Source organism: Ruegeria sp. CDSC054, from assembly GCF_059610645.1.
In genome coordinates this window covers 24503-48564 of sequence record NZ_JBXWOA010000001.1, presented here as the reverse complement: position 1 = coordinate 48564, position 24062 = coordinate 24503, and the positions used below count along the sequence as shown (strand labels likewise).

Below are 24062 nucleotides of genomic sequence, written 5' to 3'. Positions count from 1 at the left end.
TCCTTTCAAAGTTTTGGTCCGCCATGCGGACCAATGCTTCCGGTCACTGCAGCTGCGCCAATGCCGGCTTTAGGTTGCTCGTGAGATTCCGCTGAAATGAGAGTTCCAAACCTCTCGTCGAATCTCATCTCTGGCCTCGTATGCCGCTATTGCTTCGTCTAGATCATCTGGTTCAAGCGCGTCCTCACCTCTGGCAATCCGCGTGACTTGCATCGTGTACCATGCAGTCACACCGCCTTCCGGTGGGTTTTTGAAACGCGGGAATTGCGGCTCGTCGCGTTGATCGGAAAGCCAAAATGATGGCAATTCTGGATCAACGACCAATGCGCGGGCCAATCCAACGAGATCGGCTTTGCCCTCTGCAATGGCGCTTTTGGCCTGTGCAAGCGTCTTGAAACCGCCCGTCACCATAAGGGGAATGTTCGTTTTCGCACGCGCACGTTCAGCAAAATCAAGAAAATAGGCGCCGGAACCCGCACGATCTGATGATGACGCAGCACCCGGAAAATATGTGCCACCGCTGACATCAATCAGATCAATTGTTGTTTTGTCTAATGCCGCAATGACCTCAAGGGATTCATCTTCAGCAAAGCCGCCTTCAAGTTGATCTGTCGCGTTCAACTTGATGCCCACAGGGAAATCCGGGCCAACGGCATCGCGCACGGCGCTGATCACTTCCAGCAGCAGTCTCATCCGGTTTTGCAAAGAACCGCCATAGGCATCTTCGCGTTTGTTGAATAGCGGAGACAGAAACTGGTTGAGCAAGAATCCATGGGCCGCATGCAACTCAACGCCACCGAACCCAAGCCGCTTGGCAAGGTTTGCCGTGCGTGCAAATTCGGCCGGCAGCGCGCGGATCTCATCCAAGGACAGCGCGCCGCATTTCAGACCGGGCAATTCAAGTCTACTCGGCCCCTTCGGCGAGCTGATCGGAGCATCCGCCATCGCACCTGCATGTCCAAGTTGCGGCCACAAATGAGCGTCGTTGGTTGCCCCTGCCTGTGCAAGTTTTCTTAGAAATGCGAAATCGGATTGATCGTTCAAAACCAAATTGCCGGGCTTCTCTGCGAAATGAGGTGTGCCCTGCACTTCGCCGATGATCGAGAGGGCGAGGCCGCCAGTTGCCCAACGCTCATAAAGTTTGATTTGATCATCACTTGGATTGCCTTTGCCGTCACCAAGCGAGTCAGACATCGCCGATTTAGCAATTCGGTTTTTAAGAGTTACGCCGCAGGGCAGAATTAGCGGTTGGCGCAAGAGAGACTGAGGTTTGTTGGACATTTGGCTCCTCAAACTTAGGCCTTAACAATTGAAAGCTGTCATTTTTGCCGTGTACGGCATCCGTCAATTTGGGCTTCAATCCGGTCATTGAGGCATTTCTGATCGCACATCTTTGCGCAATCACCACCACGCCTTCCGGAAAGCGGCTCGGGCCCTAAGCCTCAGCTTTCTTTTCCCAGCGCCCGGATTCTTCGGACCAGTATTGGGCGGAACATCCCGCACCGGTCAAAGCCTTCCACTGCCCGCGCGCGTGTTGAACGGCCTCTGCGTCATTGCCGTCGAACAGGATACATACGCGGTCCAGTTTCTTGATCTCATCGGGGTCGACCGCCGCGCCATCTACCGCCATGACACAAGACGGGTCATTGGCAGCCTGCGCCTCGGTCGTCAGCAGGATCGGCTGCGCGGCATCGTGCGGACCGCCTGCGCGGCCATGTGGCAGGAACCCTTCTTCGGGCCCCTGCCACAGCTTTTCATCCAGCCAGTCCATCCGCGCGGGATCGCTGCCCCGCACGGCAATCTTCCACCCGGCCTGCCGTGCCTTGTCCAGCAACACCGGCAAGGTATGCTCCAGCGGTTGGCGGGTCAGGTGATAGAAATAGACGGCCCCCATCGGCTTACTCGAAGTTGTCCTGAACGAAACGGCTCAGCGCGCGTACGCCCCAGCCGGTTGCGCCCTTCGGGGCGTAGGATGTCTCGGACGAGACCGAAGCCACACCGGCAATATCCAGGTGAATCCACGGCATGTCTTCCTTGACGAACCGCTGCAGGAACTGCGCTGCGGTGATCGAGCCCGCCGGGCGACCACCGACGTTCTTCATGTCGGCGATCCGCGATTTCAGCTGTTTGTCATAGGCTTCGCCCAATGGCATGCGCCATGCGCCTTCATCCTCGGCACCTGCGGCTTTCAGGAAGGCATTGCAGAACGTGTCATTGTTCGAGAAAACACCTGCATTCTCATGCCCCAGTCCGATGATGACCGCTCCGGTCAGGGTGGCCAGATCGACCATGCCCACAGGCTTGAACCGCTCTTGCGCGTACCACATCACGTCGCACAGAACCAAACGGCCCTCGGCATCGGTGTTGATGATCTCGACCGTGTCGCCCTTCATGGATTTGACCACATCGCCGGGACGGGTGGCGTTGCCTGAAGGCATGTTTTCCACCAATCCGACCAAGCCGACAACGTTGGCCTTGGCGTTGCGTTTGGCCAGCGCGCGCATTGTACCTGCCACTACGCCAGCGCCGCCCATGTCCATGGTCATGTCTTCCATGCCACCCGCAGGTTTCAGCGAGATACCACCGGTGTCGAACACCACACCCTTACCCACCAAAGCCAGCGGCGCGTCATCTTTGTCGCCGCCGTTCCACTGCATAACCACAACCTTTGACGGGCTGACAGAGCCCTGCCCGACACTCAGCAACGTGCGCATGCCCAACTCGGCCAGCTTGTCCTCTTCCAGCACTTCGACCACAAGCCCCAGTGCGTTCATCTCGTCCAGACGGTCGGCGAATTCGGTGGTGGTCAGGATATTCGCAGGCTCGTTGGTCAAATCGCGTGTCATACGGACACCGTCGGCGACCGCGTAGAGCGGTGCAAACGCAGCCTCGATCTCATCTGCCTTCTGGTGGGTTATGATGACCGAACCGGCTTCATCCGAATCCTTGGTCTTGTGCGCATCAAAATCATAGCTGCGCAGCGCGATGCCCATGGCCAGATCCTCGGCTTTGACCTGATTGCCCGACATCACCAGCAGGTCCTTGCTGCCCGCCAGCTTGGCCAGCGCAGCACCGGCCTTGCGGGCCTCGGCCGGTTCCGGACGGCGCGGCAGGACCAGAACGTCCAGCGCCTCGGCTGCCATGCCGGATGGCCACGCCATCGAGATCACGTCACCGGTTTTCACCTTTTCGAAACGCTCGCTTTCGACCAGCCGTGTCACAGCCCCGCGGGTCAGGCGGTTGGCGCGACGGGCGGCGGGGTTCATTTTGCCGTCGGACGGGATGATTATGGCCACGCGCCCTTCGGCCTGCGCCATCGCATCCATGTCGGGGTCCTGGAAACGGATCGGTACAAGACTGCTCATTGCGAACTCCTCAAAATCAGTTCCCCAAGACCTAGCCCGCGCCGCGCGGCTTGACCAGATAGCAGTTTTCCCCGGCCCGCATTTGGACTACAGTCCCGGAAAAAATCCGACAGGCTCGGGGGAGAAGGTTTTGGCAAGACAGAGCAGGCATAGGCTGTCGCGCACAATTGCGTGCAGCGGTGATTCTGGTCTGTACCCGACCAAAGGCTGTTTGCGCGTCTTTTCGGCAGGAGTTCCTTCGTGATCCTCGACCGCTACTTCGCCCGCCGATTCATTCAAAGTTTCCTGGTCATCGGCAGCATTTTCCTGACGCTGATGATTCTGATCGACCTGATCGAACAGGTGCGCCGCTTTGACGATGCAAACCTGTCCTTTGGTCAGCTGTTGCAATTGACGTTGCTGAATACGCCTGCCGCGATCAGCGAAATGCTGCCGCTGCTGGTCATCCTGTCCACGATCGCGTTGTTTATCGGTCTGGCCCGCAGTTCGGAACTGGTTGTCACCCGTGCCACTGGCCGTTCAGGCATCCGCGCCCTGTTGGCCCCTGTGGTGATCGCCCTGATCATCGGCGCACTGGCGGTTGGCATGTTGAACCCCATCGCAGCCGCCACGTCGGAAGAGTACAAACAGCTTGCCGAATCCTACAAAAACAACGGCGGATCGACGCTGTCGATCAGTGCAGATGGTCTTTGGTTGCGGCAGGGATCGGCCAATGGTCAATCCGTGATCCACGCCCAGGACACATCTAACGGCGACAGGTTCACCCTTAATCAGGTGACGATCATTACCTTCGCCCCGGACGGCACACCGACCCAGCAGATCGTAGCCGACCAGGCGGATCTGGAGAACGGTACGTGGGTTCTGACCAATGCCAAGATCTGGGCGCTGGAAGGCGGTGTGAATCCAGAAACCCACGCCACTGAACACGCGCGGCTTGAGGTTCCCACATCGCTGACACGCCAACGGATTCTGGACACGCTTGGCGATCAGGATTCCGTATCGGTCTATGACCTGCCGGAACTGATCCGCGACCTGCGCGAAGCCGGGTTTTCGACCAAGCAATATGAGGTTTGGTTGCAGGTCCAACTGGCCCGCCCCTTGTTTCTGATGTCGATGGTCCTGATCGGCGCGGCCTTCACCATGCGCCACGTGCGATTTGGCGGCACCGGGATCGCGGTTTTAACCGCCGTCCTGCTGGGATTTGGTATCTACTTCATTCGCAACTTTGCCCAAATTCTGGGGGAAAACGGTCAATTGCCTATCTTAGTCGCGGCCTGGGCCCCGCCCTTCGCAGCAATTCTTCTGTCCCTCGGCCTTTTGCTGCATGCGGAGGACGGCTGATGCGGCTTATTGCCAGTTTGTTTCTGTCCGGTGCAGTCGCACTGACCATGCCCGTGGGCGCATTCGCGCAATCTCAACCCGCTGCCGGTGCCGCGCAGGGTGCCACGCAAGAGGATCAGCCTGCCCTCCTGGTGGCCGACCGGATCTTTATCACACCCGAGCGTAATCTGGTGGCCGAAGGGAATGTCGAAGCCTTTCAGGGCGACACCAAGGTCACGGCCACGCGCATCACTTATGACCGCGAAACCGGCAATCTGTCGCTGGAAGGCCCGGTCCGCATCGATCAGGGCGGCGAAACCACGTTGCTGGCTGATTCCGCCGAATTGGATGACGGGATCATGAACGGTCTGCTGATCGGAGCCCGCATGGTATTCGATCAACAGGTTCAGATCGCCTCGGTCCAGGCTGCGCGCGCAGGGGGGCGTTACACACAGTTCAGCAAGGTCTCGGCCACGTCCTGCCATGTCTGCGCAAATGGTAAACCGCCGCTGTGGCAAATCCGCGCCCGCAAGGTCACGCATGACCAGTTGGAACGCCAATTGTATTTCGAAGGGGCACAGTTCCGGATACTGGATTTCCCGGTTTTCTACTTCCCCTATCTGCGCCTGCCCGACCCGACACTGGACCGCGCGACGGGCTTTCTTGTTCCGTCGATTCGCACCACATCGCAGTTGGGAACCGGCGTGCAGGTGCCGTATTTCTTTAAGCTTGGCGACCACAGGGACCTGACGCTGACCCCCTATATCTCGGGGAAAACTAGAACACTGGGCTATCGCTATCGCCAGGCATTCAAACGCGGCCGGATTGAGCTGAACGGTGCTTTCACCCGCGACGACCTGCAAAAAAATGAGGATCGGGGCTATCTATTTGCCAACGGTTATTTCTTCTTGAACAACGACTTCCGCCTTTTGTTTGATGTGAAGACGACCTCGGATAACGCGTATCTCGCCGACTATGGTCTGCCTGATTTTGACCGGTTGCGCAGCGAAATCGCGCTTGAGCGGATCAAACGCGATACCGCCTTCCGCACCAGTTTCATCCATTACAAATCCCTGCGAGACAGTGAAAATGAGGAAGTGATCCCATCTCGGATCTTCGACCTGTATTTCCAGAAACGTTACTTCCCAACCTCTGTCGGCGGCGAAGTACGCTTGGGCTTTGTGGCCCACAATCACACACGCACCAGCGATCAGGACATCGTTGGCCGCGATGTCGCGCGCGCCACATTCGATGCGGATTGGATGCGCAGCTGGATTTTCGCATCGGGCCTCAGGGCTGATGCCCGGTTCGGGACATCGGTGGATATCTTTGACATCCGAGATGACAGCCAGTTTCCTGACCAGGTGACCCGCGCGGCCCCCCGCGCTGCACTCACCTTGCGTTACCCGATGACCCGGCGGGAAAAGTCAGGCGCCACTCAGGTGCTTGAACCCATCGCGCAAGTCGGTTGGACGAACGTGACAGATCAAGACGTTCCCAATGACGAAAGCACGTTTCAGGAATTCGACCAGGGGAACTTGTTGTCCCTGTCTCGCTTTCCGGCCCCGGATCGTCGCGAAGACGGCGCGACGGCGGTGTTTGGGGTCAACTGGGCGCGCTATGCCGCAAATGGCTGGCGCGCGCTTGCCACTGTCGGACAGGTCTTCCGCTCGACCGCTGACCCCAACTTCAACCTAACGTCGGGCCTACAGGGCACCGCCTCCGACGTGTTGTTGGCCGGTCAGTTGCAAACCGCCAATGGCTGGTCTTTGGCGGGTCGCGGCCTGTTGAATGGTGATTTCAGCTTTGCCAAGGCCGAGGTGCGCGCAGGCTGGAACAAGCCAAATGTCGGCCTAACCGGCAGTTATGTGTGGCAGGAAAAGGATCCGGCAGAAAATGCGAATGACGAGATATCCGAAATCTGGATGAATGGCCGCTACCTTGTTGACCAGAACTGGTTGACGCAGGCCTATGCGCGCTATGACCTCAGCGAATCCGAACCGATCCGTTATGGGCTGGGCGTTACCTACCAGAATGAGTGTGTAAAAGTTAACATGACCGTTAGCAGGCGATTTACCTCATCATCAAGTATTGAGCCTTCGACAGAATTCGGGTTTACCGTAGCCCTGACAGGTTACTCCGTTGAGGGTGGCGGCCAACAGTACAAGAGAAGATGCAGTTGATTTCAGGTTTCTCGCGATTCATTCGTTCCGGTTGGCTAAAACCGGTTGCACCGGCACTGGCTGCCGCTTTGCTGGCCCTGTCCACTGGTCACAGCCAGGCTCAGAGCCTGTTTTCACCTGCGATCAAGGTGAATCAGGACATTGTCACCTGGTACGAACTTCAGCAACGCCAGCAATTCCTGACTGTTCTGGGTGCCCCTGGCGCAACCGAGGACGAAGTCCGCGACGCGTTGATCGACGAACGACTGCGCAAGCAGGCCATGCGCGACGCAGGAATCGAGGTTGCACCAGAAGACATTCAGGTGGGCATTGATGAATTTGCAGCCCGTGGTCGCCTTTCGACCGACGAATTCCTGCAATTGCTGGGCGAAGCCGGCGTTTCCCCCGAAACCGTACGGGATTTCGTCGCTGATCAGCTTTCGTGGCGCGATTACGTCAGTTCGCGCTTTCTGTCCCAAGCCAGGCCGAGCGACGACGAGATTAACCGGGCTTTAGGACAGGCCGGGAGCGGCGGGCTTCAGGTTCTGTTGTCGGAAATAATCATTCCGGTCACTCCGCAGACCCTTGCACAAGCCGAATTGCTGGCCGAAGAGATTGCTCAGGTTGAAGGTTTCGATGCGTTTTCTTCTGCTGCCACGCAGTATTCAGCTGCTGGCACACGCGATGACGGCGGGCGTTTGGAATGGCTGAACCTGACCGACTTGCCCCCTGCCCTGCAACCTGTGATTCTGGGTCTCAAATCAGGCGACATCACGCAGCCTTTGTCGTTGCCCAATGCCATCGCCCTGTTCCAGCTGCGCGGCTTGCGCGAAGTCAGCACCAGCGCGCCGCGATACTCCAAGATCGACTACGCAATTTACAACATGGCCGGCGGTCGTAGTGCCGAAACTCTGGCCAGCGCTGCCCAGCTGCGCGAACAGATCGATACCTGCGACGACCTCTATGGCATCGCCAAGGATCAACCTGCCGCAGTCCTGCAACGTGTTGAAGCCAGCCCCTCCGAGATCCCGCGCGACGTAGCGCTTGAGCTGTCCAAGCTGGACCTGAACGAAGTTTCGACGACGCTGACGGGGAACAATGGCCAGACTCTGAAGTTCCTGATGCTGTGCACACGCACATTGGACCGGGGCGAAGACACCACGCGCGTGGATGTGGCCAACGCCCTGACGCAACAGCGTCTGCAGGCCTTTGCCGAAAGTCTGGTTGAACAGCTCCGCGCCGACGCGACGATTATCGAGCAATGACCGCGCCCATCGCGCTAAGCTGTGGCGATCCTGCTGGCGTTGGACCTGAAATCGCCGCCAAGGCATGGTCTGAACTGCGCGCGAGCTGCCCGTTTTTCTATATCGGGGATGCGGCACATCTGCCCGCAGGCACGCCCACGCAGCGGATCAGCGATCCGGCGCAGGCCAATGAAATCAGCGCCAGTGCCCTGCCTGTTCTGCAATTGAGCTTTCCCGCCACAAACACAGCAGGCCAACCAGATCCGTCCAATGCGCCCAGTGTGATCGACGCCATCGAAACCGGTGTTTCTCTGGTGCAATCCGGCGCGGCGTCGGCGCTGTGCACTGCACCGATCCACAAAAAAGCCCTGATCGACGGGGCCGGGTTCGCCTATCCCGGCCATACCGAATTTCTCGCCGCTCTAGCCGGGCGCAAGCGTGTCGTTATGATGCTCGCCAGCGATCAGCTTCGCGTGGTGCCCGCAACGATCCACATCCCGCTGTCGCGCGTCCCGTCTGAGCTTACCCCCGATCTGCTGCGCGAAACCATCGCCATTACCGCTGAAGGCCTGCGCAGACAGTTTGGTATCCCCCATCCCCACATCGCCATTGCAGGCCTCAACCCGCATGCGGGCGAAGGCGGTAAAATGGGGCATGAAGAACTGGACTGGATCGCCCCTCTGATATCTGATTTGCCGGGCGATACCTGCACGGTTACCGGCCCACACCCGGCGGACACGATGTTCCACGCCGCCGCCCGCGCCCGATATGACGCCGCAATTGCCATGTATCACGATCAGGCACTGATCCCGATCAAGACACTCGACTTCGACCGTGGCGTGAACGTGACCCTCGGCCTGCCCTTCATTCGCACCTCGCCCGATCACGGCACCGCATTGGATATCGCCGGGCAGGGCATAGCAAACCCCACCAGTCTGATCGAGGCACTGAAACTGGCCCAACGGATGGCACAAAGCGCTTGATCCTTCACCTGGCTGAAAATATCCCCGCCGGAGGCAAAAAATCACTGGCGTTCCCCCCCGGACACGCGCCACGGTAATCGGATCATGAGTTCAATCGACACCCTTCCCCCTCTGCGCGAGGTTATCGCGACACATCAACTCTCGGCGCGTAAATCGCTGGGGCAGAACTTTCTACTGGACCTCAACCTGACAGCCAAGATCGCGCGGCAGGCAGGGGATCTGACGGAATGCGACGTGCTGGAAATCGGCCCCGGCCCCGGTGGTCTGACCCGCGGTCTGTTGTCCGAAGGTGCGCGCAAGGTCGTCGCGGTCGAAAAAGACACCCGCTGTATCGCTGCCCTGAACGACATCGCTGCTGCTTACCCGGGTCGTCTTGAGGTCATCAACGGCGACGCACTGGAAATCGACCCGCTGGCGCATCTGACCCCACCTATCCGCATTGCCGCAAACCTGCCGTATAACGTTGGCACCGAATTACTGGTGCGCTGGCTGACCCCACCCGAATGGCCGCCGTTCTGGCAAAGCCTGACGCTGATGTTCCAACGCGAAGTCGCCGAACGCATCGTTGCCCAACCCGGGGGCAAAGCCTATGGCCGACTTGCGATCCTTGCCCAATGGCGGGCCGAGGCGCGCATCGCTATGTCCCTGCCGCCCGGGGCTTTTACGCCTCCGCCAAAGGTCTCAAGCGCTGTTGTGCATCTAACGGCCCTGCCCGAACCGCGCTACCCGGCAGATGCCCGGGTTTTGTCGCGCGTCGTGGCCGCAGCCTTCAACCAGCGCCGCAAGATGCTGCGCGCATCGCTAAAAGGCGTGGCGCCTGATATCGAGGACCGCCTGCTCGCGGCTGGTATCCAACCCACAGAGCGCGCCGAACAAGTCCCGCTCGAAGCGTTCTGTGCGCTGGCCCGGGAAGTTCAAAAAAGCTAATGCGCAAAGAAAAAGCCCCGGAGTGAACTCCGGGGCTTTTTGAACTCTATGGCAGAAATTACTCAGCCGCTTCCGGTGCATCACCGTTGCTTGTCGGTGCGTCCTCTGCCCCCTCTGGCGCGGGCTTTGGCTTACGCGTACGCGGGCGACGCGGTGCTTTTTCTTTTTTCGCCGGTGCTTCGGCGGCCGCAGCGGCATCCTTGCTTTCCGGGGTCTCGACCAAACCGGATTCCGGGGTGGCTGCCTCGGGTGTAAAATCCATCACGTCCGGTTGCGGCGCTTCGGCCGGGTCCGATTGACGGGCAGCAGCTTCGCGCTCCTGGCGCTCGGCGCGTTCGCGATCCCGCTCGGCCTGACGCTCACGGTTCTGGCGATCTTGCTCTTCGCGGCGCGCTTCCATTTCGCGCTGTGCCTCACTCAACAGGCGCAGATAGTGTTCTGCGTGCTGCTGAAAGTTCTCGGCGGCCACACGGTCATTGGACAGTTGGGCGTCGCGCGTCAACTGATTGTATTTGTCGATAATCTGCTGGGGCGTACCACGCACCTTGCCTTCGGGACCCGAGCTGTCAAAAACCCGGTTGACGACATTGCCCCCAGAAGGACGGTTGCGGTTATTCTTGACCCGAGAGCGGGATTTGGAAGATCTCATTTACTTTACGTCAGCCTTGTCATTCGCTGTCGATCATCTCGCATCCTGCACTGCTCAAAAGCTTAGCTGTGACGCGATGTCGACTATTTTGGGCTTGGCGTCCGGGGCCCGCTGAACCAGCGTCAGCCCTCCGACTGGTGTTGAGTAAACACGTCCTGTGCGTACAGACAAGGGGGTTGTCCCAAAAATCGCAGCTTTTTTACATTAATCGGCGTATTTCGGCCTCAGGTTGCCGCATTAAAGCGGCATTTTGGCAAAAACGACGCGATCGCGGCCGTCCAGATCGGGAATGATCCTTGTGGCTGTCAAACCCGCCGACTCGAACAAAGCCGCGACGCTTTGCCCCTGCGTTGGCCCGATTTCCACCAGCAGACGACCGCCGGGCAATAGAAAGTTCGGCGCACCCGCGGCGATGCGGCGATAGGCACCCAGCCCGTCCCCTTCGTCCGTCAGCGCCATGCGCGGTTCATGCACGCGCACTTCTGGCGAAAGGTCGGCCATTTCTTGCAGTGAAATGTAGGGGGGGTTCGAAACGATCAGATCAAACTGGCCGTCAATATTCTGAAACCAGTCCGATTGCAGAATTTCCACCCGGCTCTGTACCTGATGCTGCACTGCATTTGCGCTGGCCTGTAGACAGGCGGCCTCGCTCAGGTCCGCGCCAACACCCGAAGCGCTGGCCCGTTCGGCCAGCAACGTGATCAGGATACAACCTGATCCGACCCCCAGATCCAGAACATGATCGAACGGTTCGCTGAGCGCGGCTTCGATCAGCGCTTCGGTTTCCGGCCGTGGGTCCAGCACATCGCGACTGACACGGAACCGTCGGCCATAAAACTCACGCTCGCCCAACAGATGCGACACCGGAACACGCACCGCACGCAGCGAGATCAACTGATCATAACGCTCTGCAACCTCAGGAGACAGCTCTTCGGGCGCAATCAGAGTGACCCGGCTGGCTTCGATCCGCGCCGCATGGGCAAGCAGAACGCGCGCATCCCGCGCCGGGTCAGCCACGCCAGCCGCCCGCAATCGCGCTGTAGCCGCGACCATCGCCTGTGCTGCTGTCAGTGCGGCGATCATTGCGCCATATCTGCCAGCAGCCGCGCCTGATCGTCGGCAGTCAATGCGTCGATCACCTCATCCAGATCGCCCTGCATCACCTGATCCAACTTATAGAGCGTCAGATTGATGCGGTGATCGGTCATGCGCCCCTGTGGGAAATTGTAGGTTCTGATCCGCTCGGACCGATCCCCCGATCCCACCTGACTGGCCCGGTCCGCAGACCGTTCACTGTCGATCCGCTGACGCTCCTGATCATACAGTCGGGTTTTGAGCACTTGCATCGCAATCTCGCGGTTGCGGTGCTGCGATTTCTCCGAGCTTGTCACAACGATCCCCGTCGGCAGGTGAGTGATCCGCACCGCCGAGTCGGTGGTGTTCACGTGCTGCCCCCCAGCACCCGAGCTGCGCATAGTGTCGATGCGAATATCATTGGCGTCGATCTGGATATCCACATCCTCGGCCTCGGGCAAAACCGCGACCGTCGCAGCCGAGGTGTGAATGCGCCCCCCACTTTCGGTTTCCGGCACGCGCTGCACCCGGTGCACGCCGGACTCGTATTTCATCCGGGCAAACACGTTCTCGCCCTTGATATGGGCCACGACCTCCTTGATCCCACCCAGGTCCGAGGCCTGTTCTTCGATGATCTCAAACTTCCATCCCCGCGCTTCGGAATAGCGCTGGTACATGCGCAGAAGGTCCCCGGCGAACAGCGCGGCCTCATCGCCGCCAGTTCCGGGACGGATTTCCAGCATCGCCGGACGCGCATCCGCCGCATCACGGGGCAACAGCGCAAGCTGCAAGGCGTGTTCGGATTCGGGGATGCGGGTCTTCAACGCCGGAATTTCTTCTTCCGCCAGTTCTTTCATGTCGGGGTCGGCCAACATCGCCTCGGCCTCGGCCAGATCGGCGACCAGCTGACGCCACGCCATGATCTGATCCACAATCGGTTTGAGGTCGGAATATTCTTTGGCCAAGGCCGCAATATCCCCACCCGAGGCACCATCTGCCATGGCCGCTTCGAGGTACTGGAATCGCTGGGTTATCTGTTCAAGTCGTTCTTCGGGGATCATCCGGGCGGTGTCTATCAATCCGGCCCTTTGGTCAAGGCCCCTCACTATGCTAGGCTAATGCACATGAAACGGTTCATACTTGTTTTTACACTGCTCGTAACGCCCGCCCTGGCCGACGTGGTCGGCCCCGGCGGCAAGGTTCAGGACTGTTATTGCACCGACAAATCCGGAACCCGCGTCGAACTGGGCGAGATGATCTGCCTGCAGGTCGACGGCCGCATGTTCATGGCGCAATGCCAGATGTCTCTGAACGTACCGATGTGGCGCGAGGTTCAGGAGGGGTGCCTGTCCTCAGGGCTGCAACAGAGCAAGCCACTCATCAACACGAGCGCGGTTTACCCCAAAATCTGACCGCCCAAACCTGAGACGAGCATAGATGCGAAGCGTGTCTCCGTCCTGTTGCACTGTCGTGTAGTCTGGAAAGCCGATCACTTTCGTGCGTGTGATGTAGGTAATCATCCCTTCATCAACAGACCCGGCCAGAACTGATGTTCGGTCTGAAACGCGTGCGAACGCATCCAGCCGCAGCAGGCCATCCGGCCCCATTTCGACCACGCGGACAACACCTCCATCAAGATCAAGGTCATGATCGCTGACCGGCGCAATATGCCATTTCTCCGGGTCTGAGGGGGCAAGCCGAATGTATACCCCGAATAGAACCAGCAGGCCAACGATTACCCAAACCATCATCTTTTTGTCCAAGGTTATTCCGCCAGTCTACAGGTCGAGCCCTCATCTTTGTTGGGCAAGGTGACAAACGCTCACGGTTGAATAAACTACAACACAAACACGCGCGCTAGGGCTAAAGGAATTCTTCATGGAGATCGTAATCTGGATTTTTGAGGAACTTGCATGGGTGGCTATCCCGTTTGTATTTTTCATGCTTTACATGCATTTCTCGAAAAATAGAAGTTCTCAGGATCGTAGCCCCTCAAATAGCAATTCGGAATACTACAGCTCTGGTGTAGATCCTGATTGCAAATAGGTAGATCACAGTAATTACCTGCCTCTAGCGCGACGTCACGCCTGGCAGGATGCACAGCAACTCAAACAACAGATTGGCCGCCGTGAGCGCCGTATTTCCTGACGGATCGTATGGCGGCGACACCTCGACCAGATCGCATCCGACCACGTTCACGCCTGCCAGCGCATGGATCAGCTGCAAGGCTTGCGGCGTGGTCAGCCCTCCGATTTCCGGTGTGCCGGTGCCGGGGGCATATGCTGGGTCCAGGCTGTCGATGTCATAGGTGATATAGACCGGGTGGTCGCCGATCGTTTTGCGGATTTGTGAGCCGATCTCAGTCAGGTTCTGCTGCCACAGCTCCCACGCCGGGAATTGGCGAAAGCCCCAGTCCTGCGCCTCGGTAAAGTCGCTGGCCGCGTAACCCGAACCACGAATGCCGATCTGAAAAGTCTTGTCCGGGACGATCAGCTTTTCTTCATAGGCGCGGCGAAAGACAGTGCCGTGCGTTTCCCGCTCGCCAAACATCTCTTCGTTCACGTCGGCATGGGCATCCACATGCACAAGCGCCACCGGTCCGTGCTTGGCGGCAATGGCGCGCAGGATCGGCAACGTGATCGAATGATCACCTCCCATCGCAACCGGGATAACCGCCTGATCGAGAATGGAATCGTAGCTTTCCTTGATGATCTTCAGGCTTTCGGCCAGCGAAAAGGTATTGATCGCCAGATCGCCGATATCCGCAATCTGCAGGCTGTCGAACGGAGCGGCCGAATTGGCCATGTTATAAGGCCGGATCATCGCGCTTTCGCTGCGGATCTGTTTCGGCCCGAACCGCGTGCCGGACCGCCATGAGGTGCCGATATCCATCGGAATGCCCAGCACGGCCACATCCAGTCCTGCCAGCGACTCCGCCTGCGGCAAACGCATGAACGTGTTCGGCCCGGAAAACCGAGCCAGATCATTGCCGCTGATCGGTTGATTATAGTCTGTCATGCCCGTATTTCTCCCGTCCGGCTTTTGGTTAATCAGATACCGGAAAGATGGCTAACCAAAGGTTAATCTTGCACCAGCTTATTCCACCCCAGCAGACAGATGATCTGAGTGGCGACATGCGCACCAGCAATGGCCGTTGCACCTGACGTGTCGTAGGGCGGCGACACTTCGACCACGTCCCCGCCTTTGATGTTGATCCCTGCGATATCGCGCAGGATGATCTGCGCCTGAATGGAACTCAGACCACCCCAAACGGGTGTGCCGGTGCCGGGGGCAAAGGCCGGGTCCAGGCCGTCGATGTCAAAGCTCAGATAGACCGGGCTGTCCCCCAGAATGCCTTTGATCTTTTGCGCCACCGCGGCGGGGCCGGATTCGTATACCTCGCGCGCGTCGATGATGTTGACGCCCAGAGTGTCCTCGTTCGTCGTGCGAATACCGACCTGAACCGAGCGTTTCGGGTCCACGATCCCGGATTTCACCGCCTTGTAAAACATCGTCCCGTGATCCACGCGGGACATGTCGTCATCGGCCCAAGTATCTGTATGCGCATCGAATTGCAGCAGAGAAATCGGCCCGTATTTCTCAGCATAGGCCTTGAGGATCGGGAAGCTGATATAGTGATCACCGCCTAACGTGACCGAAGACACATCAGCGGCCAGAATGGTGCGGATGTGGTCGGTCAACGTATCGGGAAAGGCAGGGATATTGGCATAGTCATAAGCCATGTCTCCGTAATCCACGATTGCCAACTCGCTGAGCGCATCGAACGGCCAGCCGTAGGGCGCATCCGGCGATTGCAGCGCGCTGGCCTCACGTATGGCACGCGGTCCAAGACGGGTACCCGGACGGTTCGTCACCGCTTGATCAAAGGGCACACCTGTGACTGCGATATCCACGCCTTTCAGGTCCTTAGTGTAAAGGCGACGCAGGAACGAGGTCGCGCCGCCAAAGGTGTTCTCGTAGGACAGTCCCTTGAGATCAGGATTGGTGAATGCCTCGTCCACCTGGTTCTTTGCGTCTTCCAGTGCCATGTCTTCCCCCCGTCAGCCCAGCGGCTGCGCCTTTTCGACGATCCGTGCAAAGAACGAAGCGCCGATCGGCGCGATCTCGTCGTTGAAATTGTATTTCGGATGGTGCAGCCCGGCGCTCTCGCCCTGCCCTAGAAACAGATAGGCGCCGGGGCGCGATTGCAGCATGTACGAGAAATCCTCGGCCCCCATCTCGCGTCCCATGTTGCCCACCACACGCTCGGCCCCCGACACATCTCGGGCCACCTCGGCAGCGAACCCGGCCTTTTCGCCATCATTGATCGTGGCCGGATAGTTCTTTTCATAGTCCAGCCGCGCCTCGACCCCGTATGAGGTCGCCTGCCCCTGCACGATTTGCTGCATACGCTCGATCACCATCTGCTGAACGTTTGGATCGAAGGTTCGGACGGTTCCGTTGATGAATGCCGTATCGGGGATCACGTTGTTCACTGTCCCGGTGTGGATTTGCGTGACCGAGACGACCAGGTCGTCCAGCGCATAGTTGTTGCGGCTAACAATCGTCTGGATCGCCTGCGCGATACCACAAGCCGCCATCACCGGGTCGCGGGCTTCATGCGGCATGGCCCCGTGACCACCAACGCCCTGAATATGAATCTCGAACGTATCCACCGCCGCCATGATCGGCCCCGGAGTGGTGTGAAATGCGCCTTCAGGCAGGTTCGGTGCATTATGCAGCGCATAGACCTGAGAGATGTCGAACCGGTCCATGATGCCTTCTTCGACCATCACGCCCGCGCCGCCGCCTTCTTCTTCGGCTGGCTGAAAAATGAGCGCCACACGGCCGCGAAAATTCCGCGTTTCGGCCAGATAGCGCGCCGCACCCAACAGCATCGTAGTGTGCCCGTCATGACCGCAGGCGTGCATCTTGCCCGGATTGGTCGAGGCGTATTCAACGCCCGTTTCCTCAGGGATCGGCAGCGCGTCCATATCGGCGCGCAGACCAATCGTCGGCCCCTCGCCCCGCCCGTTGATGATCGCGACGATCCCGGTCTGGGCAATACCTTCGTGCAGCTCGTCCACTCCGAATTCGCGCAGACGGTCCGCTACGAACGCTGCCGTTTCATGGCATTCGAACTCCAACTCGGGGATCGAATGCAAGTGTTTGCGCCATGCGGCCATATCGGCTGAGTAATCGGCAATTCGGTTGACGACGGGCATCTGGGGTGGACTCCTGATCGGGACTGCGGAATGGATGCATCTGACACCGGAACGAAAGGGTTCGCAATGGCCGAAAATCCTCTGATCCACGACAGCGATGCAGGTATCGAGCGCCTGTTGGAAATCATGCGCCGTCTGCGTGACCCGCAAACAGGCTGCCCGTGGGATATCGAACAGGATTTTGCCTCCATCGCCCCCTACACGATCGAAGAGGCCTATGAGGTCGCCGATGCCATCGAGCGCGAAGCCTATGATGAGCTGAAAGGCGAGCTGGGCGACCTGCTGTTCCAGTCGGTTTTTCACGCACAAATGGCCGAAGAAGCCGGGCATTTCACCTTTCAGGACGTGGTGCAGACCATGTCGGACAAGATGGTCGACCGTCACCCGCATGTATTTGGCGATGAATCCCGCGATAAATCAGCGGACCAGCAGACCGTGGATTGGGAAACCATCAAGGCGGCAGAGCGCGCCGGCAAGGAACAGAAAGGCGCGCTGGACGGTGTCGCGGCCAACCTGCCTGCCTTATTGCGCGCGCACAAGCTGCAGAAACGTGCGGCCCGCGTGGGGTTTGACTGGCCTGATGCCAGCCATGTGCTGGCCAAGATCACGGAAGAGGCTGCAGAGCTGGAGGAAGCGCGCAATGCTAAGGACGCAGACGCGCTGGAGGATGAATTCGGCGATCTTCTGTTCGTGATGGTCAATCTGGGCCGTCATCTGGGCATCGAACCCGAGGCCGCCCTGCGCCGCACCAATGCCAAGTTTACCCGCCGGTTCGAGCAGGTCGAGGCGCGGCTGGCTGCGCGCGGTAAAACACCATCTCAAAGCGATCTCGAAGAAATGGATGCGCTGTGGGACGAGGTCAAAATTGAAGAGCACCGCGCCAATGGCAAACTCCCGCCGGTAGGTGCGACGACCGAGGTCTGAAACCGCTGGACAAGCGTGGTGACACTTGCGAGTGTCCGCGCTTCAATACCCCGGAGGCAAAGCATGGCACCGCGCAAGATCATCATCGACACCGATCCCGGGCAGGACGACGCAGTCGCCATCTTGCTGGCATTGGCAAGCCCGGAAGAGATTGATGTTCTGGGCATTACCGCCGTTGCGGGGAATGTACCGCTGGAACTGACGGCCAAGAATGCGCGGATCGTCTGTGAACTGGCCGGCCACACGCATATCCCTGTTTATGCCGGGTGTGATCGCCCGCTAAACCGCCCTCTGGTCACCGCAGAACATGTGCACGGCAAGACCGGCCTCGATGGTCCCATCCTGCCTGATCCGGAAATGCCGCTGGCTGACGGGCACGCGGTCGACTTCATCATCGACACCCTGCGCGCACATGAGCCGGGAACCGTCACACTTTGCCCGCTCGGCCCGCTGACCAACATCGCATCCGCCTTTCAAAAAGCGCCAGACATTGTTGATCGGGTACAAGAAATCGTTCTGATGGGCGGTGCGTATTTTGAGGTTGGCAACATCACTCCAGCGGCGGAATTCAACATCTATGTTGATCCCGAAGCTGCTGATATCGTGTTTAAATCCGGCGTTCATGTCGTCGTTATGCCGCTAGACGTGACCCATGATGCGCTGGTCACGAAACATCGCAATGACGCCTTCCGCGCGCTCGACAGTAAGGTCGGGCATGCCGTGGCCGAGATGACGGATTTCTTCGAACGATTCGATATAGAGAAATACGGCTCGGAAGGCGCGCCGCTGCACGACCCGTGCGTGACCGCCTATCTGATCCGGCCGGAGCTGTTCTCGGGCCGACACATCAACGTCCAGATCGAAACGCAGTCCGAACTGACGATGGGTATGACCGTCGCTGATTGGTGGCGCGTGACAGACCACCCGCCCAATGCATTGTTCATTGGGGAAATCGACGCTGACGGTTTCTTTGCCCTGCTGACCGAACGGCTGGCCCGGCTATGAGCGCCGCACTTCGCCTTGCGCGCCCCGAAGATCTGGATCGCCTGATGGGCCTGGTGACCGCGTTCCACACCGAAGCCGGGATCGCGCAGGACATGGACCAGACCCGCAATGCGCTGACCCCCTTGCTAGAGGGTATTCCCCACGGTTGCGTCTACCTGATCGGTCCAGGACGTGCGCCGCTGGGCTACGTCATCCTGACCTTCGGCTGGTCGGTCGAATTTGGCGGCATGGACGGCTTCATAGACGAAATCTACATCCGCCCGGCCGTACGCGGCCGTGGCATCGCCACCGAAGTGTTGCTTGACCTGCCAAAAGCTCTGGCCGAGGCCGGTCTGACCGCCCTTCACCTAGAAGTCGATCGCACGAACGAGGCCGCGCATAAACTGTACTTGCGCACCGGCTTCAAACCGCGCGATCGCTATGTCTTGATGAGCCGAACGCTCTAAATCGGTCAGATACTTACGGGCGTCGCCGCCCGTCCCCCCGTGAATGCCCTAGCGGGCTTCACCGCGATACATGTAGGTCGGCGATTCCATTGCCAAAACCGGGTCACTTGCGGACACCGCCTCCCCGGTGATCGGATAAGTACCCGGCCCCGCACAGGCCGCCAAAAATACAGTGCTGATCACTGAAGCTACGAGAAGGATTTTCGAACCAGTCATGTCGTTCCCCTTTCTGTAATGCAGGCACATTACGAGACACCGGGATCGGACAAATAGGTAAAAGTTCACACAAAATTGAATTTATGTAGGTATATTTCTAACAAGTTTGATTTTTACAAGCGAAAACAGCACGTAAGGCTTTGAAAAAAAATCACTCAATTTGCGAGTTTTCTGCCTGAGCACCGGACAAAGGCATCTCAAAAAACAATAATGTGTCTTTCGCGATCTCCGGAATCTCGGAATATGCGTCGCGCAGTTGGAAGCCCATCGACAGGTACAGACGCGTTGCCGATTCCAATGGTTTGCCCGTGTCCATGCGAATACAGTCGAACCCCTGTTTTCGGCACTGTTCAATCAAGGACATCATGACCGCAAATCCTGCCCCTGTCCCTCGGGCGGCGTCATTTACAAACACCCGTTTAATTTCGGCAATGCCCGGCCCGATTGTCCGGAACATTCCGCACCCAACGGCATGTCCATCCTTTAGTACCAGCCGTACACCACCGCCCGGTGGGGCGTGTTCGACTTCGATCTCGTCCATCAACCGGGCATAAACGGCGCGGGGATAAAAGGTTTTTACGACGCGCACGGACTTGGCGTCCAACGTCAGCAGGAAGTCGCGATATTCCCAACACAAACGCCGAACCTCATCAAAGTGGTCCGGCGTTTCAGCTTCGATAACTTTAAGCAAAACACGATCCTCGAAAAACACGAGGATCAGTCTAGCATTATTGATCTCAGTTGCGAAGGATTGACGCGCCTGCGTATTCCGCGACTTCACCCAGCGATTCCTCGATACGGATCAGCTGATTATACTTGGCCAACCGGTCCGACCGCGCCAGAGAGCCGGTTTTGATCTGACCGCAGTTGGTCGCAACCGCCAGATCGGCGATGGTCGCGTCTTCGGTTTCGCCAGAGCGGTGCGACATGACGTTGGTGTAGCCTGCGCGGTGCGCCATATCGACGGCGCGCAGCGTTTCGGTCAACGATCCGATCTGGTTCACCTTGACCAGCATCGAGTTGGCGCAACCACGCTCGATCCCTTCGGCCAGACGCGCCGGGTTGGTTACAAACAGGTCGTCCCCCACCAGTTGGACTTTATCGCCTATGGCGTCGGTCAGGGCTTTCCAGCCGTCCCAGTCATCCTCGGACATACCGTCTTCGATCGATATGATCGGATAGTCTTTGACCAAAGCCGCCAGATACTCGGCGTTTTCCTCGGACGTCAGCGAGATGTTCTCGCCCGACAGGACATATTTGCCATCTTTGAAGTATTCGGTCGCCGCGCAATCCAGCGCCAGATGGATTTCCTCACCCGGCTTGTAGCCTGCCTTTTCAATAGACTGCAGGATGAAATCCAGTGCTTCGCGGGTCGATGCGATATTGGGGGCAAAGCCGCCCTCGTCGCCAACACCGGTGGCCAGACCAGCCGCCGACAACTCACGTTTCAGCGTGTGGAACACCTCGGAGCCCATGCGCACGGCTTCGCGGATATTCGCGGCCGAGGTCGGCATGATCATGAATTCCTGAATGTCGATCGGGTTGTCGGCATGCTCACCACCGTTGATGATGTTCATCATCGGAACCGGCAATACACGGGCCGAGGTGCCGCCGACATAACGGTACAAAGGTTGCGTCGTGAAATCCGCTGCGGCCTTTGCCGTGGCCAATGAGACCCCCAAAATGGCGTTAGCGCCCAGACGGCTCTTGTTCTCGGTCCCGTCCAGTTCGATCATCGCACCGTCGATGGCCACCTGTTCGGTCGCGTCATAGCCGACCAGTTCTTCGGCGATCTCACCGTTCACAGCGGCGACAGCTTCAAGCACACCCTTGCCCATATAGCGGGATTTATCACCGTCACGCTTTTCCACCGCCTCATACGCACCGGTTGACGCACCCGAAGGCACAGCGGCGCGGCCCATGGTGCCGTCTTCCAGAATCACGTCCACTTCGACGGTTGGGTTGCCCCGGCTGTCCAGGATTTCGCGTGCGTGGATGTCGATGATGGTGCTCATGAGGCCCGTCCCTGTGGCTGCATTTAGTTGCATGCCTCATAACATCACCGGGCCAAAAGTAAACCAGTCATGTTACCGCTAACAGGTATATTCATGAGGGTTTAGGGCTAACAGCAACGTGTTTGCGCCAACGTGCGACGATCCGTCAGGCCGCAACCACCATTGCACGCGCCAGCCGGCGTTCGCGAACAAAGGTGTACATGCCAGAGCCGAGGATCAACGCGGCACCGGCCACAGTCATCAAATCAGGCCGTTCGCCAAACATCAACATCCCTGCCGCGATGGAAAACACGAGCCGGCTGTACCGGAAAGGTGTCAGGGCCGAGGCCTCACCGATCCGCATGGCCGTCACGATGCCGTAATATCCCAGGACGCCAAAGCCGATTGCCCCCAGATACGGACCAATCTGGGCGTTCTGCAGCGGGACAATGGGCTGAGCCAAAAATACCATCAGAACCACCCCGGCAAGGGCAACGGCGATATACGCCTGCATGGCAACAACGGACGAGGCCACACGGACGTCCAGCTTGCGTGTGATCAGATCACGTGCGGCGATCGCAATAACGGTCGCCACCACGAACAGCGACTCGGGCTGGAACCCCTCCAGACCCGGACGAATAATCATCAGGACACCGATAAAGCCGATCCCGATGGCGCTCCAACGTCGCCAACCGACTTGCTCGCCCAGAAATAGCGCGGCGCCCATGGTCACGGCCAGCGGCATGGCCTGAAATACGGCGGCAACCGTAGACAACTCGACCAGAGACAACGCAGTGACAAAGGTCAGGGCACCAACCGCTTCTGTCGCTGCCCGCGCCAGCGGCAGGCCTTGCCACGCCACCGGATCTAGGATGCGTTTGCGCGTGGTCAACGACATCGCGACGAATACCAGTCCACATACCAACCCCAATGCGATCATGATCTGGCCCGTAGGGACAGTGACCGACAGATGCTTGATGAACATGTCCTCAAGCGCGAAGGCCGCCATCGATCCGATGATCAGCAAGATGCCGTGTACGTTGTTCATACGCGTGTCCGTTGAAATGGCGCGGGAAATTCCGCGACCTTAAGTCAGCAAAACCGTAACATCGACGACGCCGCAAGCGATATTGCGACATGTTTCATGAATTGCCGTGCGGCACCCAATCGCGTTTCGTGATGAATCAGTCTTGTTCCAGCGGCACGCCGTACAGTTCCAGCCGGTGCCCTTTCAGCTTGTACCCAAGCTTGGCTGCGATCTTTTCCTGCAGAGCCTCGATCTCGGGATCGACAAATTCGATCACTTCCCCCGACTGCATGTCGATCAGATGGTCGTGGTGGTCTCTCTCAGCATCCTCATAGCGGGCGCGCCCATCACCGAATTCCAACCGCTCCAGAATCCCTGCCTCTTCGAACAGCTTTACGGTGCGATAGACCGTGGCAATCGAGATACCAGAATCCACTTTTGAGGCGCGCGCATACAGCTCTTCTACATCCGGATGGTCATCGCTTTGCTGCAACACCTGAGCAATCGTGCGGCGCTGACCCGTCATGCGCAAACCTTTGGCTTCGCAACGGGTGATGATCGTGTCGGACATAGTGACCCTCAGAGTAGTTCGGGTTTCTGTCTTAATACGTCTGCGCCGCTGGCGCCACAGGGGAATTGCGCCTAAGCAACCCGGCGAAGATCAGCCCAGATCGGCAGGTGATCTGATGCGATATGCGCAGGCCGCGCTTTGTGGACGCCATGCACCACGGCCTCAAGCCCAGCGCCCAGCGCGATCCGATCCAGTGCGCCCAGAGGCTGTGCAGCCGGGAAACTGGGAACCGGGGGTAAAAATCGCATGTCGGGTGCAAGATGATCGAGCACTGGCTGGCGCGACCACTCGTTGAAATCTCCGGCCCATACGGTAGGCATCTGATCCAGATCCTCATCGCAGCGCCGGAGCTGGTGAATCTGCTGCCGCCGAGAAGCGGGCAGAAGGCCCAGATGCATCCCCATCACCCGAAGCGGCCCGATCTGGGTATCGAACTCTACCCGCACGGCACCGCGGGGTTCCAACCCAGGCAAATCATGGTGACCGGTCTTGCGCACGTCGATTTTGTCTCCGCGCCAGATGACGGCGTTGCCGTGCCAGCCCAAGCTGCCTGCGCCCCCCAGATCGACAATCTGCCAACCGGCTTCATCCAACATGAAATGCGGTAAGGCCGCGGGTCGCGGCGGCAGCCTTTTGTCGGCCTCTTGCAGCACCACAATATCAGCCTGCATGCCTTCAATGACCTGCATGATGCGCTGCGGTTGGCGGCGAAAATCCAAGCCCACGCATTTCTGGATGTTATAGCTTGCAATCCGCAGGGTTGAATGAGGCGACATAGGGTTCCGATCAAATGGTCGACTCCCAAAGTGCCATGCTGGTTGCGGGGTGCAACCCCAGTCTTTCTAAGGTCGATAAATTAACGCTGATTATCCTGACCATTTGCCCGAAAATTCGGCAGATCGCGAGATCAGGAATGCTGCGCTTGATCAA

25 protein-coding genes are annotated in these 24062 nt (G+C 58.6%); 9 read left to right on the top strand and 16 right to left on the bottom strand.

From position 1 onward, the window contains the following. Positions 1–69: 69 nt before the first annotated feature. The 3 genes from AC2FGC_RS00235 to AC2FGC_RS00225 all read right to left on the bottom strand — a co-directional run bounded on the left by AC2FGC_RS00235 (position 70) and on the right by AC2FGC_RS00225 (position 3365). A complete protein-coding gene (locus tag AC2FGC_RS00235; protein WP_496781263.1) occupies positions 70–1281 on the bottom strand; it encodes an NADH:flavin oxidoreductase/NADH oxidase family protein in 1212 nt (403 codons plus the stop codon). Between the two features lie 154 nt (positions 1282–1435). Continuing rightward, the gene (locus tag AC2FGC_RS00230) at positions 1436–1894 is read right to left on the bottom strand and encodes a DNA polymerase III subunit chi (protein ID WP_282118261.1); all 459 of its coding nucleotides are present in this window, start codon (positions 1892–1894) and stop codon (positions 1436–1438) included. Between the two features lie 4 nt (positions 1895–1898). Continuing rightward, on the bottom strand, positions 1899–3365 hold the full coding sequence (locus AC2FGC_RS00225; RefSeq protein WP_496723139.1) for a leucyl aminopeptidase: 1467 nt from the start codon (positions 3363–3365) through the stop codon (positions 1899–1901). Between the two features lie 240 nt (positions 3366–3605). On the opposite strand from AC2FGC_RS00225, the gene lptG reads away from it, so the two are divergent. The 5 genes from lptG (at position 3606) to rsmA (ending at position 10001) form a co-directional block, all read left to right on the top strand. Beyond that, entirely contained in the window at positions 3606–4706 is a 1101-nt protein-coding gene (gene lptG, locus AC2FGC_RS00220) for an LPS export ABC transporter permease LptG (protein WP_058277603.1), read from the top strand. Then, the gene (locus AC2FGC_RS00215; RefSeq protein WP_496723141.1) at positions 4706–6868 is read left to right on the top strand and encodes an LPS-assembly protein LptD; all 2163 of its coding nucleotides are present in this window, start codon (positions 4706–4708) and stop codon (positions 6866–6868) included. The genes lptG and AC2FGC_RS00215 overlap by 1 nt, the downstream gene beginning before the upstream one ends. Continuing rightward, a complete protein-coding gene (locus tag AC2FGC_RS00210) occupies positions 6859–8112 on the top strand; it encodes a peptidylprolyl isomerase (protein ID WP_496723143.1) in 1254 nt (417 codons plus the stop codon). The genes AC2FGC_RS00215 and AC2FGC_RS00210 overlap by 10 nt, the downstream gene beginning before the upstream one ends. Then, entirely contained in the window at positions 8109–9074 is a 966-nt protein-coding gene (pdxA, locus tag AC2FGC_RS00205) for a 4-hydroxythreonine-4-phosphate dehydrogenase PdxA (protein WP_496723145.1), read from the top strand. Before AC2FGC_RS00210 ends, pdxA begins: the two co-directional genes overlap by 4 nt. A gap of 84 nt (positions 9075–9158) precedes the next feature. Then, the gene (rsmA, locus tag AC2FGC_RS00200) at positions 9159–10001 is read left to right on the top strand and encodes a 16S rRNA (adenine(1518)-N(6)/adenine(1519)-N(6))-dimethyltransferase RsmA (protein ID WP_113790091.1); all 843 of its coding nucleotides are present in this window, start codon (positions 9159–9161) and stop codon (positions 9999–10001) included. A gap of 58 nt (positions 10002–10059) precedes the next feature. Here the strand turns inward: rsmA and AC2FGC_RS00195 are convergent, their stop codons facing one another. The 3 genes from AC2FGC_RS00195 to prfA all read right to left on the bottom strand — a co-directional run bounded on the left by AC2FGC_RS00195 (position 10060) and on the right by prfA (position 12785). Further along, positions 10060–10650 carry a DUF4167 domain-containing protein gene (locus AC2FGC_RS00195; protein WP_496723147.1) on the bottom strand — a complete coding sequence of 197 codons (591 nt, stop codon included), beginning with the start codon at positions 10648–10650 and terminating at the stop codon, positions 10060–10062. A gap of 237 nt (positions 10651–10887) precedes the next feature. Further along, positions 10888–11733, bottom strand: a complete 846-nt coding sequence (prmC, locus tag AC2FGC_RS00190; protein ID WP_496723150.1) for a peptide chain release factor N(5)-glutamine methyltransferase — start codon at positions 11731–11733, stop codon at positions 10888–10890. Then, positions 11730–12785 carry a peptide chain release factor 1 gene (gene prfA / locus AC2FGC_RS00185; RefSeq protein ID WP_496723849.1) on the bottom strand — a complete coding sequence of 352 codons (1056 nt, stop codon included), beginning with the start codon at positions 12783–12785 and terminating at the stop codon, positions 11730–11732. Before prfA ends, prmC begins: the two co-directional genes overlap by 4 nt. A gap of 63 nt (positions 12786–12848) precedes the next feature. Between prfA and AC2FGC_RS00180 the strand changes: the two genes are divergently transcribed. Beyond that, on the top strand, positions 12849–13136 hold the full coding sequence (locus tag AC2FGC_RS00180) for a hypothetical protein (protein ID WP_496723152.1): 288 nt from the start codon (positions 12849–12851) through the stop codon (positions 13134–13136). On the opposite strand, the gene AC2FGC_RS00175 is transcribed toward AC2FGC_RS00180, so the two are convergent. From AC2FGC_RS00175 to AC2FGC_RS00160, 4 genes are all read right to left on the bottom strand, one after another. After that, positions 13077–13475, bottom strand: coding sequence for a DUF1499 domain-containing protein (locus tag AC2FGC_RS00175; RefSeq protein ID WP_496781262.1), 399 nt, complete (start codon positions 13473–13475; stop codon positions 13077–13079). The two genes, AC2FGC_RS00180 and AC2FGC_RS00175, sit on opposite strands and share 60 nt — an antisense overlap. Before the next feature lie 319 nt (positions 13476–13794). After that, positions 13795–14742, bottom strand: coding sequence for an agmatinase (gene speB, locus AC2FGC_RS00170; RefSeq protein ID WP_496781261.1), 948 nt, complete (start codon positions 14740–14742; stop codon positions 13795–13797). Positions 14743–14804: 62 nt separating this feature from the next. Continuing rightward, positions 14805–15773 (bottom strand): agmatinase, encoded by a 969-nt coding sequence (gene speB, locus AC2FGC_RS00165; RefSeq protein WP_496723158.1) that lies wholly within the window; start codon positions 15771–15773, stop codon positions 14805–14807. 12 nt (positions 15774–15785) lie between these two features. Continuing rightward, entirely contained in the window at positions 15786–16949 is a 1164-nt protein-coding gene (locus tag AC2FGC_RS00160; RefSeq protein WP_496723160.1) for a M20 aminoacylase family protein, read from the bottom strand. 66 nt (positions 16950–17015) lie between these two features. Between AC2FGC_RS00160 and mazG the strand changes: the two genes are divergently transcribed. The 3 genes from mazG to AC2FGC_RS00145 all read left to right on the top strand — a co-directional run bounded on the left by mazG (position 17016) and on the right by AC2FGC_RS00145 (position 19324). Beyond that, complete coding sequence (mazG, locus tag AC2FGC_RS00155; protein WP_496781442.1) at positions 17016–17873, top strand: nucleoside triphosphate pyrophosphohydrolase; 858 nt, start codon at positions 17016–17018, stop codon at positions 17871–17873. A gap of 63 nt (positions 17874–17936) precedes the next feature. Continuing rightward, on the top strand, positions 17937–18878 hold the full coding sequence (locus AC2FGC_RS00150) for a nucleoside hydrolase (protein ID WP_496781260.1): 942 nt from the start codon (positions 17937–17939) through the stop codon (positions 18876–18878). Next, on the top strand, positions 18875–19324 hold the full coding sequence (locus tag AC2FGC_RS00145; protein ID WP_496723166.1) for a GNAT family N-acetyltransferase: 450 nt from the start codon (positions 18875–18877) through the stop codon (positions 19322–19324). The genes AC2FGC_RS00150 and AC2FGC_RS00145 overlap by 4 nt, the downstream gene beginning before the upstream one ends. 48 nt (positions 19325–19372) lie before the next feature. Here AC2FGC_RS00145 and AC2FGC_RS00140 read toward each other — a convergent pair whose 3' ends face one another. From AC2FGC_RS00140 to AC2FGC_RS00115, 6 genes are all read right to left on the bottom strand, one after another. Next, a complete protein-coding gene (locus tag AC2FGC_RS00140; RefSeq protein WP_199528541.1) occupies positions 19373–19540 on the bottom strand; it encodes a hypothetical protein in 168 nt (55 codons plus the stop codon). A gap of 151 nt (positions 19541–19691) precedes the next feature. Continuing rightward, on the bottom strand, positions 19692–20321 hold the full coding sequence (locus AC2FGC_RS00135) for a GNAT family N-acetyltransferase (protein ID WP_496723169.1): 630 nt from the start codon (positions 20319–20321) through the stop codon (positions 19692–19694). Then, positions 20278–21555, bottom strand: a complete 1278-nt coding sequence (gene eno, locus AC2FGC_RS00130; RefSeq protein WP_496723170.1) for a phosphopyruvate hydratase — start codon at positions 21553–21555, stop codon at positions 20278–20280. The genes AC2FGC_RS00135 and eno overlap by 44 nt, the downstream gene beginning before the upstream one ends. A gap of 145 nt (positions 21556–21700) precedes the next feature. Beyond that, on the bottom strand, positions 21701–22582 hold the full coding sequence (locus AC2FGC_RS00125; protein ID WP_496723172.1) for a DMT family transporter: 882 nt from the start codon (positions 22580–22582) through the stop codon (positions 21701–21703). 136 nt (positions 22583–22718) lie between these two features. Further along, the gene (locus AC2FGC_RS00120) at positions 22719–23132 is read right to left on the bottom strand and encodes a Fur family transcriptional regulator (protein ID WP_496723174.1); all 414 of its coding nucleotides are present in this window, start codon (positions 23130–23132) and stop codon (positions 22719–22721) included. A gap of 71 nt (positions 23133–23203) precedes the next feature. Then, positions 23204–23908: an endonuclease/exonuclease/phosphatase family protein gene (locus tag AC2FGC_RS00115; RefSeq protein WP_496723176.1), complete on the bottom strand. Its 705-nt coding sequence runs from the start codon at positions 23906–23908 to the stop codon at positions 23204–23206. Positions 23909–24062 lie beyond the last annotated feature (154 nt).